This window comes from Streptosporangium sp. NPDC000095 (assembly GCF_042899335.1).
In the GTDB taxonomy this organism is placed as follows: Bacteria; Actinomycetota; Actinomycetes; order Streptosporangiales; family Streptosporangiaceae; genus Streptosporangium.
This window is the reverse complement of record NZ_JBIAZS010000006.1, coordinates 213,010-230,530: the sequence shown is the minus strand read 5'-3', so window position 1 is coordinate 230,530 and position 17,521 is coordinate 213,010. Positions and strand designations below refer to the sequence as shown.

General features: G+C 68.8%; 14 protein-coding genes. 5 read left to right on the top strand and 9 right to left on the bottom strand.

Annotated features, from left to right (window positions below; genetic code table 11):
- Positions 1–328: 328 nt before the first annotated feature.
- The 3 genes from ACFY3V_RS16335 to ACFY3V_RS16325 all read left to right on the top strand — a co-directional run bounded on the left by ACFY3V_RS16335 (position 329) and on the right by ACFY3V_RS16325 (position 2,943).
- Positions 329–772, top strand: coding sequence for a VOC family protein (locus ACFY3V_RS16335; protein ID WP_362896135.1), 444 nt, complete (start codon positions 329–331; stop codon positions 770–772).
- Positions 773–1,753 (top strand): pyridoxamine 5'-phosphate oxidase family protein, encoded by a 981-nt coding sequence (locus tag ACFY3V_RS16330; RefSeq protein ID WP_389773967.1) that lies wholly within the window; start codon positions 773–775, stop codon positions 1,751–1,753.
- Between the two features lie 179 nt (positions 1,754–1,932).
- Complete coding sequence (locus ACFY3V_RS16325) at positions 1,933–2,943, top strand: SRPBCC domain-containing protein (protein WP_362896131.1); 1,011 nt, start codon at positions 1,933–1,935, stop codon at positions 2,941–2,943.
- 115 nt (positions 2,944–3,058) lie between these two features.
- Here ACFY3V_RS16325 and ACFY3V_RS16320 read toward each other — a convergent pair whose 3' ends face one another.
- From ACFY3V_RS16320 to ACFY3V_RS16300, 5 genes are all read right to left on the bottom strand, one after another.
- The gene (locus ACFY3V_RS16320) at positions 3,059–3,265 is read right to left on the bottom strand and encodes a DUF397 domain-containing protein (protein WP_362502782.1); all 207 of its coding nucleotides are present in this window, start codon (positions 3,263–3,265) and stop codon (positions 3,059–3,061) included.
- A 154-nt stretch (positions 3,266–3,419) separates the two neighbouring features.
- Positions 3,420–3,908, bottom strand: a complete 489-nt coding sequence (locus ACFY3V_RS16315; RefSeq protein WP_362896129.1) for an AAA family ATPase — start codon at positions 3,906–3,908, stop codon at positions 3,420–3,422.
- A 261-nt stretch (positions 3,909–4,169) separates the two neighbouring features.
- Positions 4,170–4,799: a DUF4276 family protein gene (locus ACFY3V_RS16310; protein ID WP_389773962.1), complete on the bottom strand. Its 630-nt coding sequence runs from the start codon at positions 4,797–4,799 to the stop codon at positions 4,170–4,172.
- A complete protein-coding gene (locus ACFY3V_RS16305; RefSeq protein ID WP_389773959.1) occupies positions 4,796–5,959 on the bottom strand; it encodes an AAA family ATPase in 1,164 nt (387 codons plus the stop codon). The genes ACFY3V_RS16310 and ACFY3V_RS16305 overlap by 4 nt, the downstream gene beginning before the upstream one ends.
- Positions 5,959–6,171 (bottom strand): hypothetical protein, encoded by a 213-nt coding sequence (locus ACFY3V_RS16300; protein ID WP_362896123.1) that lies wholly within the window; start codon positions 6,169–6,171, stop codon positions 5,959–5,961. The genes ACFY3V_RS16305 and ACFY3V_RS16300 overlap by 1 nt, the downstream gene beginning before the upstream one ends.
- Before the next feature lie 314 nt (positions 6,172–6,485).
- On the opposite strand from ACFY3V_RS16300, the gene ACFY3V_RS16295 reads away from it, so the two are divergent.
- The gene (locus ACFY3V_RS16295; protein ID WP_389773955.1) at positions 6,486–9,281 is read left to right on the top strand and encodes a CDP-glycerol glycerophosphotransferase family protein; all 2,796 of its coding nucleotides are present in this window, start codon (positions 6,486–6,488) and stop codon (positions 9,279–9,281) included.
- Positions 9,278–10,453 carry a glycosyltransferase gene (locus ACFY3V_RS16290; protein WP_389773952.1) on the top strand — a complete coding sequence of 392 codons (1,176 nt, stop codon included), beginning with the start codon at positions 9,278–9,280 and terminating at the stop codon, positions 10,451–10,453. Before ACFY3V_RS16295 ends, ACFY3V_RS16290 begins: the two co-directional genes overlap by 4 nt.
- Before the next feature lie 114 nt (positions 10,454–10,567).
- Here ACFY3V_RS16290 and ACFY3V_RS16285 read toward each other — a convergent pair whose 3' ends face one another.
- From ACFY3V_RS16285 to ACFY3V_RS16270, 4 genes are all read right to left on the bottom strand, one after another.
- Positions 10,568–11,611 (bottom strand): sulfotransferase, encoded by a 1,044-nt coding sequence (locus ACFY3V_RS16285; RefSeq protein ID WP_350943384.1) that lies wholly within the window; start codon positions 11,609–11,611, stop codon positions 10,568–10,570.
- Between the two features lies 1 nt (position 11,612).
- Positions 11,613–12,623, bottom strand: coding sequence for a sulfotransferase (locus ACFY3V_RS16280; RefSeq protein ID WP_350943382.1), 1,011 nt, complete (start codon positions 12,621–12,623; stop codon positions 11,613–11,615).
- A gap of 25 nt (positions 12,624–12,648) precedes the next feature.
- Positions 12,649–13,635: a CDP-alcohol phosphatidyltransferase family protein gene (locus ACFY3V_RS16275; protein ID WP_389773947.1), complete on the bottom strand. Its 987-nt coding sequence runs from the start codon at positions 13,633–13,635 to the stop codon at positions 12,649–12,651.
- A 164-nt stretch (positions 13,636–13,799) separates the two neighbouring features.
- A complete protein-coding gene (locus tag ACFY3V_RS16270; protein ID WP_389773944.1) occupies positions 13,800–17,288 on the bottom strand; it encodes a CDP-glycerol glycerophosphotransferase family protein in 3,489 nt (1,162 codons plus the stop codon).
- Between the last annotated feature and the right edge of the window lie 233 nt (positions 17,289–17,521).

Genomic DNA, 17,521 nt, shown 5'->3' with positions numbered 1-17,521 from the left:
GAACCAACACCGAGACCCCGGGCGCGGAATGACATGAGGCGGCACCGAGCCCTCCGCCACGGAACGACGTGAGGTGGCACCGGACCCCGGCCACGGAACGACGTGGGCCGGTGCCGGGACGACCCACCTCACGTCCGCGTCCAAGGCGGGCCGCACCCGCGACACCCGCGCCGAACTCACACCCGCCGCCGCGATCTCACATCGAGGTCTTCTCTATTGTGATTTACACCACAAATTTATAATGGGAAAAATGCTAGTTATGCGTTAGATTCATCCTGCAGCCAAACTAACGGACCGATCCGTTAGAAAACCTGACGGGAGAGATCAGATGACCTTCCAGACCGGCCATGTCGGCCTCAACGTCTCCGACCTCGACAGGTCCAGGGACTTCTACCTGAAGATCTTCGGCTTCGAGGTCCTCGCCGAGTCCGGTGAGGCCGACCGCAGGTACGCCTTCCTCGGTCTCGACGGCACGCTGATGCTCACCCTCTGGCAGCAGAGCGAGGGCCGCTTCGCCACCGGTCTGCCCGGCCTGCACCACCTGTCCTTCCAGGTTCCGGACCTCGATGCGGTCCGCCGGGCCGAGGACGCGATCAGGGAGGCCGGCGCCACGCTCCACCACGACGGCGTGGTGGCGCACGGCGAGGGCGCGTCCTCGGGCGGCGTGTTCTTCGAGGACCCCGACGGGATCCGGCTGGAGATCTACACGCCCACGGGCGTCGAAGGCTCTCCCGTACCGGTGGCCGCCGCTCCTACCTGCGGCTTCTTCTAGATGCCCGTGGAACACGCCGGAGAGCTCGCGGTCCAGCGAAGGGCCGGGGTCCGCGCGGTGGCGCTGGGCTCGGCCAGGACCCGGCCGGAGATCCCGACGGTGGCGGCCGAGTTCCTGGGGCGACAGCGGATGCTGCTGATCGGGGCGACGGGACGGGACGGGCTCCTGTGGGCGTCCGTCCTGACCGGGCCCGAGGGATTCGCGGAGGCGGTGGACGAGCGGACGGTCGTGATCGACGCGGTGCCCGGCGAGCACGACCCGCTGACCGGGCTGGACGGGGGCCAGATCGGGATGCTCGCGATCGAGCCGCGGAGCAGACGCAGGATGCGGATCAACGGCACGGTCTCGCGGCAGGGCGACCGGCTGATCGTCCGTACCGAGCAGACGTACGCCAACTGTCCCAAGTACATCCAGGCACGAGAGATCGTCACGGAACCGGTGGGACCCACCTCCCGAACTCCCGGCTCCGCCGATCCCCACGGAGACTCCCCGGAAACTCCCGGCTCACCCGATCTCCATGAAGGGACCTCCGCTTCTCCCGACGCCGCCCCCGCCGGTTTCTCCTCGGCGACGGCGTTCGGCGACGACGACCGGGCCTGGATCGAGGGCGCAGACACGTTCTTCGTCGCCACCACCGCGCCCGGCCTCGGCACCGACCTGTCGCATCGGGGCGGCAATCCCGGGTTCGTCCGGGTGCTGGACGACCGGCGGCTGGTCTGGCCGGAGTACGTCGGCAACTCCATGTACATGACATTGGGGAACCTGGAGCTGGACGACAGCTGCGGCCTGCTCTTTCTCGACTGGGAGGGCGGCGACGCCCTGCACCTGACCGGACGTGCCCGCATCGACTGGGATCCGGGGAGCGTTCCGGGCGCGGAGCGATTGGTCAGGTTCGAGGTGGGCCGGGTCGTCCGCGTACCGGAAGCCAGCCCGCTCCGCTGGAGGTTCACCGAGTACTCCCGCCACAACCCGCCGGTCTGACCGCACGGCTGGACGCATCGCCCTCGCCAACGCGGGCAGTAGGAAGGAAAGGACACGAATCCGGAGCGTGGACACGGACCGCCGTGAGGGCCCAACGGGACTCCAGGGCGGCATACTGGCGATACGCCCCCGTGTAGTCGTAATGTCGCGACAGCGGCCGACCGGCAAGGAGCGGAGCGATGGCGATGCGGTTCGAGCACGAGTTCACGGTTCCCCTGCCTGTCGAGCAGGCATGGCCGGTGCTGCTCGACGTCGAGCGGATCGCGCCCTGCCTGCCGGGTGCCGCCGTGGACAAGGCCGAGGGCGACTCCTACACCGGCCGGATGAAGATGAGGATCGGCCCGGTCACGGTGACGTACCAGGGTGACGTCGCCTTCGAGAAGGTGGACGAGGACACCCACACCATGACCATCAGGGCCTCAGGCAAGGAGGCCAAAGGTCCGGGCACGGCCGGTGCCACGGTCGTCGCGCGCCTGCACCCCCAGGGGCGCGACACCCGGGTCACCGTCGACACCTCCTTCGACGTGACCGGCCGCCCGGCCCAGGCGGGCCGGGGCGTGCTGACCGAGGTGGGCGGGAAGCTGATCGACAAGTTCGAGGCCAACCTCTCCCGTCTGCTGGGCGAGGGCTCCGCCACGGAAACGACCGGCGTGGGCGGCCGGAGCGCGGCCGGGAAGCCGGAGGCGGCCGACGACGTTCCGGCGATCTCGGAGAGCTGGGGTCCCGGCCCGGCACGTCCGGCCGACTCGGACTCGACGGGCTCGACACCCCCCGGCGCCGGGAGCCCTGACGCGGAGAGCGGCACCACCGGCTCGGCGTTCCCCGGCCCCGCGGGCTCCACCGGCCACGGCGCGGAAGGCCCCGGTGGCCCGGCGGCCCCTGAGGCGGCGTCCGGACTGGGTGGCCCCGGCGGCCCGGAAGGACTGAACGCCCCCGGCGCCCCGGCGGCACCGGGACGTCACCTCAGTGCGGTGCCCACACCGCCCGGCCTCTCCGTCAACGAGGAGGCCGAGTCCCGACAGAGCCACCCCGCGGGCACCTCGCGCACCTCGCTCAGCCCAGAAGAGGAGGCCCTGAACCTCCTGGAGGTGGCGGGCATGCCCCTGCTCAAGCGCATCGGCCCCCTGGTCGCCGCCCTGGCGGCCCTCATCCTGCTCACCTGGCTGATCCGCCGCGCCCTACGGCACTGACCAACTGGCAGAGCGTCTCCCGCGATTCTCAGTAGACGCACTTTTCGACGTCGTCCGACGTCCTGCCGGAGCAGAAGGTCCTGGTCTTCGATCGAACAGGCCCGTACCTCTTTGGTTAAGAGTCGAACTCGTGACTCTTGACGCGATCGATGAAGGCCGTCCACACGGCGGGGGTGAACACCGCTGTTCCGGCATCGGGATGGTTGGAGTTACGGACGGCCACAGCGCCACCGCTCAGGAAGGCGACCTCCACACAGTTGTGGTCGCTACCGCTGAGACTGCTCTTGCGCCAGTTGACATTGGACAGATCTGATCGGGACACGCCGCTGTCATCTCCTGTCGTCATAGCTGCTTGGCTATGTCCTCAATCATCACCCGGGAAGCCGCAGCGGACTTCGCCGAAGCACGTAAATGGTTGAAAATAGCCCTATAGCGGCGGACTTCTTCTAGTACTTTCAGTCTGCCGGTCGATCGTCTCATCCACGCCGACCCAGAAGCGGTTCATCGAAAAGAGCGAGTTCGGCGGCGTCCGGAGCCTGGAAGATCTCCGCATACTCCTCAAGCAGCTCGCGGTTGATCGGGACCGTCCCGGGTGCCCCTTCCCGGTTGCGGGCCTCCAGACGGCGGCACAGCTCGTCGACCGGCGCGGCGAGATAGTGCAGTTCGACGGGAAGACCGAGTGCGCGGGCCCCCAGACGCTTCTCGTCGCGCTCGGCACGCGCCCAGAAGCCGAACTCCAAGATCACACTCTGTCCCAGCCTCAGCAGATCCTGAGCGTGCTCCCAAAACCGCCGCTCAAGCTGGTCGCGGGTATTCTCGTCGAACAGGTCGACGCCGAGATCGGCCATCCATTCGTCCGGACACAGCCGCACCGCTGGAAGCTCTCTCGCCAAGTGCCTGGCCAGTGTCGTTTTCCCCGAGCCGGGCAGCCCGCACAACAAGATCAGCCTAGATTCTGGACTCATGTCCTCCCTCAAGAGTCATGGCGAACCTGGGCCGATAGAGGCCCTGGAAGCCGTGTAGGCCATCAGAGCGGGCGAGTTCCCCGACGGAGATCACGCACCCAGAACACCCGGCGAGCCATCAAACGCGGGCGTCAGCCCCTATACCGATTCGTGTTCCCCCTTGCCGGTCGCGAGCGGGGCGGCACTCGCGGAGACGAGAAAGATCCCGGAGGCGTCGGCTCGGAAACACACGTCGGTGTCGGCCGGGGCTTCCGCGATCGGTCAGACCTCGCATCGCAGAAGCCGTTCGATATCGCGCCAGAACTTGTCGAAGGAAGGAGCGGCTTTACGGTCCTGCTCCAGATCGAAGACGTCGGTCAGCTCTGCCTGGTCCACAGTCGGCCGGTACGACGTGCCGTCGTTCTTCCTGGAGGAGAGCCATTCTTTGGCACCACGAATCCCCTCCGGATTCGAAGGCGGATCCAAGGGGTCGACGAGACCTCGGCAGCCGGACAGCGACGCCGCGGCGGCCAGGAACCACGCCTCGAACTCCCGATGAGCGAGCACGACCGAGATCTCCCGGTCACCACGCGCTTGACGGGCCCGTTCCAGGAGCGCGGGGCCGAGGGAGGCCGGGCAGTCGTCGTCCGAGTCGATCAGCAGCAGGATCCCGCCGGCACCGGTCACCTGATAGGAAGCCTGGAGAACGGCGCTCTCGACTCCGCCGGGAGCGATGAGCTTGCTCCGCGGGATACGGCGAGGCTGAGGAATCCGTAGGTTCCACACCGAGAGCGTTGCAGCGATCCTGCGGAGCAGGACGGGAAGCGCGGACACCTCGCCGTCGCCCTCCACGATGGCGGCGATCGTGACCGGACCGGTCACCTGGGGGGACACGGTGATCGGATCGGTCATTCGCCCGCCTCAGGTCGGAGTTGGCCGCCGCGCATCAACTCACCCAGCGTGGTTCGTTTTTCTTCGACGAGACGGCGGCTGACCTCGTCGATCTCGCCGATCACGGTGACCCCGCTGTTCATCGCCACCACCCGCACACAGGCCGGATCGAAGTCGTCACGGTCGAGCAGGTCGGCGCTCTGCGTGGTGATCACGACCTGGACACGCTCGCTCGCCTCGGTCAGCGCGTCGAACAACGCACCGGCGGCGGCAGGGTGGAGCGCGGTCTCCGGTTCCTCGATCACTACCAGTTTCGTCTGCCCGTCCAGCACAAGGGGCTGGAACAGCGCGGCGAGCACACCCGCCGCGTGTAAGGTCCCGACCGAGATGGCCTCAGGGCCGAACGGTCGCTCCCCTTCCCGAGTGCGAAGCTCCACGGTCGAATATCTGTCGATGAGCCGCTCGTCCACTCCCAGCGCATCCGGCACGATCGCTTTGAGATAATCGTCCACGCGAGCCTTGAACACGGGATACCTGAAGGCGAGTTCTCCTAGCACGGATCCGATGTGCTCTCCGGAGTAGCCGATCCCCCCAGTCCGCTGATCCGACTGTGGTTGCCGCATCTCATTGATATCCAAGTGGTGAAAAAGCATATCCCGGAGGTCGTAATACACATCACTGAAGTTTCCCCGAGTAGCGGCTAACGGTAGGTAGAGCCGATCCTGCTCGATGTTTCCTTCACCTGTGACCAGCCCTGCCGCCACATCGAATCGGGTCTCCCCGGATCCGGGCTCTCCCTCGCCCCTATGAATGACGCAGCACTCCTCCTTGACCACTACCTGTCGGCGTCCCGTGGAGTCCCGGCCAATGGTGAATCCGTACTCGACCGGCGTCAGCGTGCCCGCCATCTCGATCACGCACTCCAGATAGATGGTGAACTCGTCCACGGGTTCAGGCACCTGCCGGAACACGTCATCCAACCCACCGTGTTTGGCCACAGCGTCGGCCGGGGTCGAATTCAGCGCGTCCGCCACAAACCGGAGCGCGTCAACGAAATTACTCTTCCCAGCCCCATTGGGACCCAGCAGTACCAACAGCGGGGTGAAAACGACCTCGCACGAGGCGATGCTCTTATAGCCGGTCACCCGCACCCGCCTCAGGAACGGCACCGCCTGCTCCATCACACCCTCCGCGCCGTCGCCATACAGATCTGCTCGAATACCTTGGGTGCCCTGGTGCGCTCCTCGGTCACGCCGAGTATGCCACCGACTCCGCAGGCGGAGTCCGGAACATCGATGGCGGCACCTGGATTACTCCTGCCCAGCTCGGGAGCGAGCAGCAGACCGATCGCCTTCCGGTTGAGGTCCGTCGACTGTCCATGGGTGGTTCTCATGTCACTCGCCTTCCGAAAACGGGTCGAATGCCCAGGTTGTCAGACCCTTGTACGCAAGCCTTACAACATCATCGAGCTGGGCCGTGCTCGGGATGCCCGGCGTCGAATCGGGGGACATCGGGAGACAAGGTCAGGTCGGGTAGCGGGCGCGACGTCCTCGCCACCTTGCGGCCCGTCACAGCCCTGACGCCGTGGCTACGCCTCGGCGACCAGAGGACCAGAACTGAGTTACTCGTTCCACACAACGCCAAAAACAGTGTCATCAGTGGACAAGTAGGACAACTGCCTACTTTTTCCCGGGAATATCTCGAGTCGTGATCAATATCCCGGAATGCAGCGTTGTGGTCATCACCTACAACGATGCCCCACGGCTGGCCAGGGCCGTGCGGTCCGTACTCCGGCAGTCCCTGCGCGACATCGAGGTGATCATCGCGGACGACGCGAGCACCGACGACACCGAGCGGGTGGCCCGGCAGTTGCAGCGTAAGGACCCGAGGGTCCGCTACCTGCGCGGGGAGGTCAACAGCGGGGGGTGCGGGGTCCCGCGCAACAGGGGCGTGGCGGCGGCGCGGGCGCCGTACGTGATGTTCCTGGACAGCGACGACGAGCTGACGAGACACGCCTGCAAGAGCATGCTGCTGGAGATCGAGAGGACCGGCGCGGACTTCGTCACCGGGCAGATCACCCGGCTGTACGAGCGGAGCGGGAAGACCGCGCGCTACTATCCCGCGCTGTTCGCCAGGCGCAGGACGGTCGAGGGGATCGCCCAGGAGCCGGAGATGTTCCTCGACTCCTTCAGCACCAACAAGCTGTACCGGGCCGAGCTGCTGCGGCAGGTGCCGTTCCGCGAGGACATGCACTACGAGGACCACGTCTTCACCACCGCCCTGTACTGCGCGGCGCGGCGGTTCGCCGTGGTCCCCTGGGTGGTCTACGTCTGGCACCGGGCCTCGGCGGAGAGCGAGGCCCGGTTGTCGATCTCGCTGTGCCTGACGGAGATGACGAACGTCCGCTCCAGGATCAGGGCGGCCCGCCTCAGTGACGACATCCTGCGGGCCAACGGCCTCGGCCACCTGGTGCACGAGCGGCAGCGCCGCTTCATCCGCCAGGACCTGCGGGTCTATCTCAACCCGCTGCCCTCGCGCGACCCGGCGTGGATCGAGGAGTTCGTCTCGGTGGTCCGGCCCTACCTGGCGGAGCTCGACCCGGTGGTGTTCGAGACGATCGACCCGCTGATGCGGGTCTGCTGCAGTTTCATCCTCGACGGCAGGCCCGACGAGCTGCTGGTGGCCGCCCGGTCGCTGAACGGCCCGAAGGCCCCGCCGCGCGTGGCCGTACGGGAGGGGGGCCGCACCTACTGGGGCGCGGTCCCCGACGAGAGGCGGGAGATCACCTCGCTCCGGATGGCCGAGCTTCCCTACAGCGCCTCCCGGCTGCGTCACGAGGCGGTCCTCACCGGCAAGGGCTCGCTGATCAGGCTCGCGATCACGACGTACGACCCGTTCGGCGTGCTCGCCGCCACGCCCGGCTGGACCGCGTACCTGCGGTTCAGGAACCATCGGCTGCGGCTGGACCCGCGCGAGCAGCCGGACGGCGGTTACCTGAGCGAGGCGACGATCGACCTCACCACGATCCACCACGGCCGGCTGGGCTTCGAGGGCCGCTACGACCCGGTGATCGAGATCCTCAACCCCGACGGGCGGGTCACCGCCGACCGGTTGCTCGTCGACCCGTCCACCGCGCCGTTGGGCACGACCGTCCTGTGCCACGAGGTCGTCGTCAAGGCGGAGGGGAACGCCGCGTTCCTGCGGGTGCTCTGGCGCCGTCAAGGGCTGCTGCGGCAGCTGCCCCGGCTCAAGCGGGCCGCCGCCCGCCTGCTGCGGAAGGTGAGCGGGCCGGAGGTGAAGCTCCGTGTCTACAGAAGCCTGATCTCCGTGCTGCCCGCGCGCAGGGACCTCGCCCTGTTCGAGTCCGATGTCGGCACCGGATACACCGGGAACCCGCGCTACATCTACGAGGAGCTCAGGCGACGCGGCGCGCCGCTGAAGATGGTGTGGTCGGCCGCCACGGCGCGGGGGCACTTTCCCTCCGGTGTCCGGCTGGTACGGCGGATGAGCTGGCGCCACATCTGGACCATGGCGAGGGCGGGCTACTGGGTCGACAGCCACGGCATGCCGCTCGCCTATCCGAAACCGCCGGGCACCCGATATCTGCAGACCTGGCACGGCCAGGGCATCAAGTCGGTCGGCTTCGACGCGCCCGACCTGCGCGCCGACTTCGACGGACCGAGGGCGACCTGGCGGGCCGCGGTGGATCGCTGGGACGCGCTGGTCTCGCCCAGCGCCGAGTTCGAGCGGGTCTTCGTGCCCTCCAACGGCTACCGGGGGCGGTTGCTGCGGCACGGTTCTCCCCGCTGTGACGTGCTCGTGCGCGGCGACCGGGAGGCGGCGGGGCGGGCGAGGAGGCGACTGGAGATCCCGCACTGGTCCAGGGTGCTGCTGTACGCCCCCACCTACCGCGACCGGGCCAAGGGGTCCGGGCAGTCGGTCAGGGCCGACCTGGACGCGATGGCCGAGGCCCTCTCCGGCGACTGGACGGTGATCCTGCGGACCCACCCGGTCGAGCGGTTCGAGGTGCCCGAGCACCTGCGCCACTTCGTCCGGCACGCGGGCTCCTATCCGGAGGTGAACGACCTGATCCTGCTCTCGGACGCGCTGCTCACCGACTACTCGTCGCTGATGTGCGACTACGCGGTCACCGGGCGGCCGATGCTGTTCCTGATCGACGACTGGGACGAGTACCGCAGGGTGGAACGCGGCGTCTACCACGACCTGCCCGCGATCGCCCCCGGCCCCTGCCTCACCACGACCGAGGAGCTGATCGAGGTGCTACGCGATCTCGACGGGACAACGGCGGCGTTCGCCTCCAGGTACATCGCGTTCCGCAGGACGTGGTGCGCCGACGAGAAGGGGAACGCCTCGGCGAACGTGGTGGACGCCTTCTTCGACCCCCGGCACGCCCAGGCCCCTCTCCCATCCGACGTGCGGGAACGTCCCCCGATCGTGCCACGGCACCTGGCACGCCTGCCGCTGCTCGGACGGTCGCGGTGACCGGCGGGCGCGGTGGGGCGGTGGTGTTCGCGTGCCTGGACGCCGACACCCTGGGCGGCGTCCAGCGCGTCACCCACACCGTGGCGCAGGGCCTGGCGGAACGGGGCCGCGAGGTGCACGTGATCGGGCTGCATCGGTCGGAGAAGCCGTTCCGCTATGTGGAACGGCCTCGCTACACCAGTCACGTGATCCACCGGGCTCCGGTGGGAAGGCTCTCCCGACTCGGCAGGCGCCGCGAGCGGCAGGCGCTCGACAGGCTGCTGCGGGAGGTGGGGCCGGGGTTCGCGGTGCTCTCCTCGCCCAGCGTGGTCACCCGGATCGGGGACCTGCTGCCCGAGCGACTGCTGCCGATCGGGCAGTACCACGGGTCGTACGAGCACGCGCGGGGATCGTGGCACCTCGGCTCGGTCCGCGGCCACTACGGCGCCCTGGAGAAGGCGGTGTTCCTCAGCGAGGAGGACGCGTGGCTGTTCTCCGAGCACGCGTTGCTGCCCAACACCTGGTCCATCCCGAACCCGCTGCCCGTCTGGCCTTCGCGGACCGCGGACCTCACCGCCCGCCGGGTGCTCGGGGTCGGCAGGCTGGAGGGCGTGAAACGGTTCGACCGGCTGATCTCGGCCTTCGCGCGGGCGTGCGGCCGTCCGGGTCCCGGAGGCATAGAGGGCGCAGAGGGCGACGGCGATCACCCGGATCTCGTGAAGGCCCGTCGCGAGGCGAGCGAGGGCTGGGATCTGCACCTGATCGGCGAGGGGGCCGAGCGGGAACGGCTCCTGTCGCACGCCGCGGAGTGCGAGGTGAGCGACCGGGTGGTGTTCCGCGGCGCGGTGCCCGCCGCCCGGATGGCGGACGAGTACACGGGCGGGTCGCTGCTCGCGCTGTCCAGCGAGCACGAAGGGCTACCGCTGGTGGTCGGCGAGGCGGCCTCCTACGGGGTGCCCTCGGTGGCGTTCGACGTGTCGAGCGGGCTCAGGTCACTCGTACTGGACGGGCAGACAGGGGTGCTGGTGCCCCCGGCCGACGTGACCGGGCTCGCCGCCGCGCTGGCCGGGCTGATCGCCTCGGCCGCGGAGCGGCGGCGGCTGGGAGCCGCCGCCCGCGCGCACGTCGAGGCGTTCCGCCCCGACCACGTCCTGGACCGCTGGGAGGCCCTGTTCGACCAGATCACCCGCTGAGTTTCCCCCGGACCGGCGGAAACCCCTGTCCGGATCACCCTCTGACCGCGTACCACCGGCGGGAAGCCCTCTTCGGCCGGATGCCGATCACGTACCGGATCGGCGAGAAGCCCCTCACCTGCCGGCCGCGACGGGCTCGGTGCGCGGCATGGGCACCCCGGCCAGCACGATCTGGGCGGAGGTGAGCCGTGCCCCCAGCGGATTCGGCTCGCGGAGCCGGATCAGCCGGTCGAACGTCACCCTTTTCACCCGGGTCAGCTTCCGCCTGGCCGCCGTCCGCTCGTAGGACATCAACCGCGAGGTCTCGGCCTTCGGCGCCCCGGTGAGCTCGTACCCGTACGTCTGCAGCCGGTCCCCGAGCACGCTCTCGCACAGCGAGATCTCGCCGGGGTCGAGCCGGTCACGCCACGAACCGGCCCGCGCGGTGGTCACCTCGCCGAAGGTGCGCGCGTGCCAGGTCTTGCGTGCGGGTACGGCGATGCCGGCCATCGCGCCCGGGTCGCACATGGCGGGGGCGAAGTCCTCACCGAGGAACTCGCACAACCTGCGCAGGTGGGCCTCCGGCTCCGCGGTCAGGTCCTCGTAGCGCAGCTCGTGGTAGCTGCCGCCCGGCAGTTTCGGCGCGCCGTGCCTGGCGAAGTCGATCGCCTCGGCCCAGGCGGAGACCGCGCTGTAGACGGTCCCGTTGTACCAGGGCATCTCCTTCAGCGACGCCACACAGTCGCGGCCGTCCCTGATCAGGTGCACGAACTGGGCGTCGGGGAACAGCCGCAGCAGCACGTCGGTGTACTGGAAGTACGAGGGCCGCTTGTCACCCCAGCGCGGCTTGCCGTGCCTGGCCGCGTAGGCGCGCAGCACGATGCCCAGCGCGGAGCCGAGCGTCGGCGGCCCGCCGACGATCTGGTCGAGCACCTCGTCGCGGTCCAGTTCCAGCTCGTGGAAGCGTGACTGGCGCCGGTCGACCACCCATTCGCCCAGCTCACGCCGGTGCGCGGCGTCGTTGAGGTCGCCGAACTGGAGCCGCCGCTGGTAGGCGGAGACCATGAACCGGGTCTCCGGCGGGATGGCCACGCGCGGGTGGGCGTGCAGCATCAGCTGCAGCATCGTGGTCCCCGAGCGGGGACAGCCCAGGATGAAGATCGGGCGATCGGGCTTCATCTCAGACCTTCGCAAGCTCGCCGAGTTGCCGGCTGGTGAGCCTCGCGGCCACCGGGCTCGGCTCGCGGAACCGGTTGACGCGGTCGCGCATCTCCTTGCGCCTGCGTGCCCAGCGCCGCTTGGACGCCGCCTTCTCGCACGCCTCGACGTGGGTCTTGCTCGCCTTGGGGGCGCCGCTCAGCTCGTAGCCGTTCGCGGTGAGCCGGTCGCCGAGCACCGTCTCGCACACCGAGATCTCCCAGGGCTCCAGCCTGGCCTTCCACGACCCCGCCCTCGCCGTCGTGACGTCGCCGTGGGTGTGGCTGTGCCAGACCTTGTGCTGCGGGATCGCCACCCTGGCGACGTGGTACGGCTCGGTCATCGCCGGGTCGTAGTCCTCGCCGAGGAAGTCGCAGAGCTTGCTCAGCTCGGTCTCCGGGTAGGCCGTCAGGTCCTCGTAGCGCAGCTCGTAGTAGCTGTCGGCGGGGAGCCTCTTGGCGTGGCGGCGGCCGTAGTCGATCGCCTCGCTCCAGTTGACCGCCGCGTGGAAGACGTCCTTGGTGTACCAGGGCATCTCCTTCAGCGACGCCACGCAGTCGCGGCCGTCCCTGATCAGGTGCACGAACTGGGCGTCGGGGAACAGCCGCAGCAGAAGGTCCACGTGGTGGTAGTAGCTGGGCCGCTTGTCACCCCAGCGGCTCTTGCCGTACTGCTCGGCGTAGGAGCGGAAGGTGATTCCCATCGCCGACCCCAGCGTGGGCGGACCGGCGACGATGTCGTCGATCAGCCTGTCCCCGTCGAGCTTGAGCTCCTTGAACTTGGTGTCCTTGTCGCTCACGATCCACCGGCCGACCCTGCGCCGGTTGCGTTCCTCGCGCAGGTCCCCGAAGGAGAACCTGCGGTAGTAGCCGGGCACCACGAACCGTGTCTCCGGAGGCACCGCGATGCGCGGGTGCGAGTGCAGCATGAGCTGCAGCATCGTGGTGCCGGAACGCGGACAACCGATCACGAAGATCGGGCGGTCGGACTGCATGACAACGAACCCCCGTAAAGCTTGGTCAAACAGATATGCGTGGCGCCTTCCCGACGAGCGGTACGACGGGCACCACCCGGGCGAAGAGCCACATTCGGTAGATCAGAACGACCTCGTTCAGCAGAAGCAGGACCCCCGCCGCGACCGCGAGGGGTACCAGGGCGACCGTCCCGACCAGCGGGGCGACCACGAACACGGCGGCGTGGAACTCGATACCGCTGATCAGGTGGGTCCGCACCCGGTGGCGGGCCAGGAGGCGGGTGAACCTGCGGGGCAGCCTCGGGCGCCTGCCTTTCCTGGGCCCCCGCCGTCCGGCCCCGTCCTCTGCCCGGTTCCCGCCGCGCACCTCTTCACGGTCTTCTTCCCGGTCCTCGAATCCGGCGACTCGCAGCGGCTCGCGGGGCGTGATGACCTCGACGGGCCTGAGGCGTCCCGCGTGGGCGGTGTGCCCGGCGGCCATCGGCGCCTCCCCCGCCCTGGGGGATCCCACGGTCACCACGGACTCGACGGGTACCGGCCGTCCGAGCCGGTTCTCCCTGACCACCTCGCGCACGCGCTTCATCTGCGGCGCGTTCACATAGCGGAACAGGTCGAGGACGGCCACCCCGGCGCCCAGCAGGATGTAGGAGACGTCGCCCGTCGCCACGTACTGCCCGGACGCCAGCCCCGCGGCGCAGCAGAGCACCCTGATCCGGTCGCCGACGTAGTCGAGCCAGAGCCCGAACGCCGTCCCCGTCCCCTTGAGCCGGGCGATCTTCCCGTCCATGCAGTCGACCATGAAGCTCACGTAGAACAGCAGTGCCCCCGCGGCGAGCCGTCCTGACGCGAAGCAGATCGCCGAGCACATGCCGAGGATCAGGGAGAAACGGGTGAGCCCGTTGGGGGTGATGGACGTGTGGTTGGCGACGAGCAGGGTGAGCCTGCACGCCACCGGGTCGACCAGGAAAACGGTCCACCAGGAGTCTTTTCGTTTCCGGGTCGCGAGAACGTCGTCCAACGAATAGGCCCTCATGCGTTCCAGCATGGCCACGCGGTGTCTCCTGTCATCTACGCTCTGTAACTACTAGAAGATCTCCATGCCACTTCTTGACCGACCCGCGCCATGGGGCTCCGGCGCTTGAAGGACACGAAAGGCCGAGGAGGGTCTCCCCGGCCTTTCGTGAGGACGACGGGCGGCTACCGGAAGATCCGGTCCACGGCCCTGGCCGCCGCGCCGCCGTCCTCCAGCGGGCAGAACCTGGCGGTGAAGGCGTCGTACAGCTTCCGGTACTTACCGCGCACCTCGTCGGCGTCCCGCACGGCCGTCACGACCTCCTCGGTCGTGCGCAGCAGCGGCCCGGGGGCCTCGGCCTCGAAGTCGAAGTAGAAGCCGCGCACCTCGTCGCGGTAGCGCTCCAGGTCGTAGGTGAAGAAGAACATCGGCTTGCCGGTCACCGCGAAGTCGAACATCGCCGACGAGTAGTCCGTGATCAGCATGTCCGCGACCAGGTAAAGCTCCTGGATGTCCGGATATATCGAGACATCGAAGAGGAAGTCCGTGCCGACCCTGGGCAGCCTGTCCGTGACGTTCGGGTGCTTACGGATCATGAGCACATGGTCCTCGCCGAGCTTCTCCGCCATGTGCCGAACGTCGAGGCGCAGGTCGAGCCGGTAGCGTCCCCTGCTGTAGAGCTTGTCGTCGCGCCACGTCGGGGCGTACAGGATGACCTTCTTGCCCTCGGGCAGGCCGAGACGCTCCCGGATCTCCCCGATCCGCTCGGCTCCGGCACGACGCAGCAGGTCGTCGCGAGGAGAGCCGATCTCCAGGATCTCCCCCTCGAACCGCAGAGCACCGTCCAGGATCGAGGTGCACCAGGGACTCGGCGAGATGAGGTGGCTCCACCGGGCGACGGCCCTGGCGAGCCGCTCGTGCTGGTCGGGCCTGGCGAACGGCACCTTCTCGACGTCGAACCCGACGCGCTTCAACGGCGTGCCCCGCCAGGTCTGCAGCACCGTCTGCCCCTGCCTGCGCTCGAACCAGGAGGGCAGGTGGCTGTTGGTCACGATGTACCTGCAGCGGGCGAGGGCCTCGAAGAACTCCCGCCCGTACCGGCGGACCGGCGTCACCCCCTCGGGCAGTTCCACCTGCCCGTCCCGCACGACCCACATGAACTCCAGGTCCGAACCCCGCCGCACGAGCTCCTCGTAGATCGCCTTCGGGCTGTCGGAGAACTGCCTGCCCCCGTAACTGTCGAAGAGGACGGCGGGCCGCAGCGGTTCCTGGCACCTCGCGGGGTAGAGGTCCTCGCGCAGCAACCGCTGCTGCTTCGGCCTGCCCGAGGCGCGCAGGTCGTCGCTCACGGTGAAGACGGCCTCGTTCATCAGGTCGGTGTCGAAGACGAACGTACGGGTGGCGGAGATGTGCTCCAGCGGCGCGGACAGCCGGAACTCCATGCGCATGTCACCGGTGCCGGCGCCGGTACGGATCGCGAAGCCGTGCGTGCCCGCCGGCAGCGGCAGCCACCCACCGAGCGTCTCGCTCCCCTCGGGCGTCACCGTGGCACTGCCGTCGACGAGCGGGAAGAGCCGCTCGGTGAGCCGGTTGCGCGAGGTGACGACCAGCCACGCCGGGCCGTCGATCGGGCGCATCGGGGCCCCGGTCACCCTGAGGTGGCCCAGGTCGGTCCACTCCACCCGCTCCACGTAGAACGTCGGCCGCTGCTCGCGCAGCACGAGCCCACCGGCCTGCGACCGGTTCAGCACCACGTCGCGCCCGCGGAGCCGGTAGAGGCCACGCTCCACGTCGCGGGCGACGAGCAGCGGCCGGGCCTTTCCTTCGGCGGGGACGACCTCGAAGTGCCACTCGGCTCCTGGGTTGAGCGCGCTCATCTCCAGGCCGGCCGGGTCAAGCTCCGGCCAGCGCTCGGACAGCACCTCGTCGAGGTCGACCACCGCCTCGAAGGCGCCGTCCGACACGGTCATCGGGTAGCGCCGGTCACGGCCCCCCTGCGGCCGGATCAGCCGCAGCGTCGGTGCGGCGCCGAGGTCGTCGTCGCACCGGCCGCCGATCCTCAGCTTGCCCTCGGCCACCCGGTGGCCGGTGACCCAGCCCCCCGGCCGCTCCACCTGGAGCCTGAACTCCTCGGCGGGCGTCCACTCCGTCCACGCCACGGTCCCCGGCTCGCGCTCGGTGAACTCCAGCCGCCGTGCGGCCGGGCTCGGCTGCCCCAGCCTTCCCCGGCGCAGGAGTCCTCGGGACAGTACGCACAGGTCGATCCGCCAGGACGAACCGGCCGGGAGCTTGGCGGGATCGACGGTGAGCCGGAACCCGCACCAGTCCTTGCGCCTGCGCGGGCCGGTGTCGACCAGCGACAGGCCCCGCCTGACCGTGACGGGGAGCCGGATCCTGCGCCGGCGACCTTCGAGTCCTTCGGTGCCCTCAGCGCCCTTGGCGTCCCCGGTGCCCTTGGCGTCCCCGGCGCCCTCGGGGACGAGCCAGGCGAGGAGGTGCTGCTGCATCCGCCTGCGGGGACGCAGGTAGCGCAGCGAGATCCGGCCCTCGACGACCAGCTTGTCGTCCTTCCATTCCAGGCTGTCCACCCGCTGGCGCAGGTCCAGTTCCTCGCGCATCCGCGTGGCGGACCGCTCGACCTGCACGGGCACGTTGAGGTGGTACCCGCGCAGGCTGCTCCCGACGACGCGGGCGGTCGGCTTCACCGTCCTGTCCCACTCCAGCAGCTGGAGCAGGTCGCTCATCCTGCGTTCCTCGACGAGGATCCACTTCGCCCTGCGCTGCGCGGGGATGAGCGGGAGAACCTTCGGCCCCGCTGTGTCGAGATAGGCGCACGCCAGGTCGAGGAAGCGACTCCGGAACTCCTCCCCCGCCTGGTCGAGCACCTGCAGGAAGTTCGGCAGGTCACTGTCGAGGACCATCCGGTCCCACGCCCTCAGGTGCTGGGTCCGCCCCGTGTCGACGAGGAAACTCCGCACGGAGTCGACGGCGGCGAACCGGTCCTCGATCCCCTTGAGGTGCCCCCGGTTCTGGGTGATCGAGACGCTTTCCCCCTCCCGCTCCCGCCACAGGTAGACCGGAGTGGACAGCACGTCCACCGCCCCGGCGAGGAAGTGGGCGGGCAGGGCGACGGCGATGTCCTCCCACAGGACCCCCTCGGGAAAGCTCAGCCCCCGCTCGTCCCAGAAGGAGCGCCGCCAGAGCTTGTTCGTGACCAGCCGGTCCTTGAGCAGGATCTCGTCGGCGGTCACGTGGGTCCGCCTGGCGGAGTTGGCGAAGATCGCCTTGTGCATCGCCGACTGGCGCACCCCCTGCCCGCTGAAGCGCAGGACGTTGCCCGTGACGAGATCGGATCCGCTCTCCGTCAGAGAGCACACCATCGTCTCGACGGCCGTCAACGGGAGCATGTCGTCGCTGTCCAAAAAGGCGAGGAAATCACCGCTGGCGTGCCTTATGCCGGTGTTGCGCGCGGTGCCAAGGCCCCCGTTCTCCTGCCGGATCAGCCGGAACCGGGCGTCACGCTCGACGAAGGTCTCGGCGATCTCCGCACTGGAGTCGGGAGAGCCGTCGTCCACCATGACGACCTCGATGTCACTCCAGGTCTGCGCGACCAACGACTCCAGACACGCCTCAAGGTACGGCTCCACGTTGTATATGGGCACGATGATGCTCACTGGGGCCACGATCGGTCCTCCGGTAGTCGAAAGCTCACAGTCCGGTCCATCGGCGTGAACGCCGGACATAGCACGCGGGTGAAGATCCACTCAGCGTGGAAGACGTCACGGGCGCGCGGCGGGAAGCCCAGTGGTCGCCGGAAAGCGGCGGAAGGAGCCCGTGTGCCCGTCGACACAACCTGGCGGCCATGAACGCGACGTAGACGTCACGTCAGCAGCATGGCTCCGCGCCG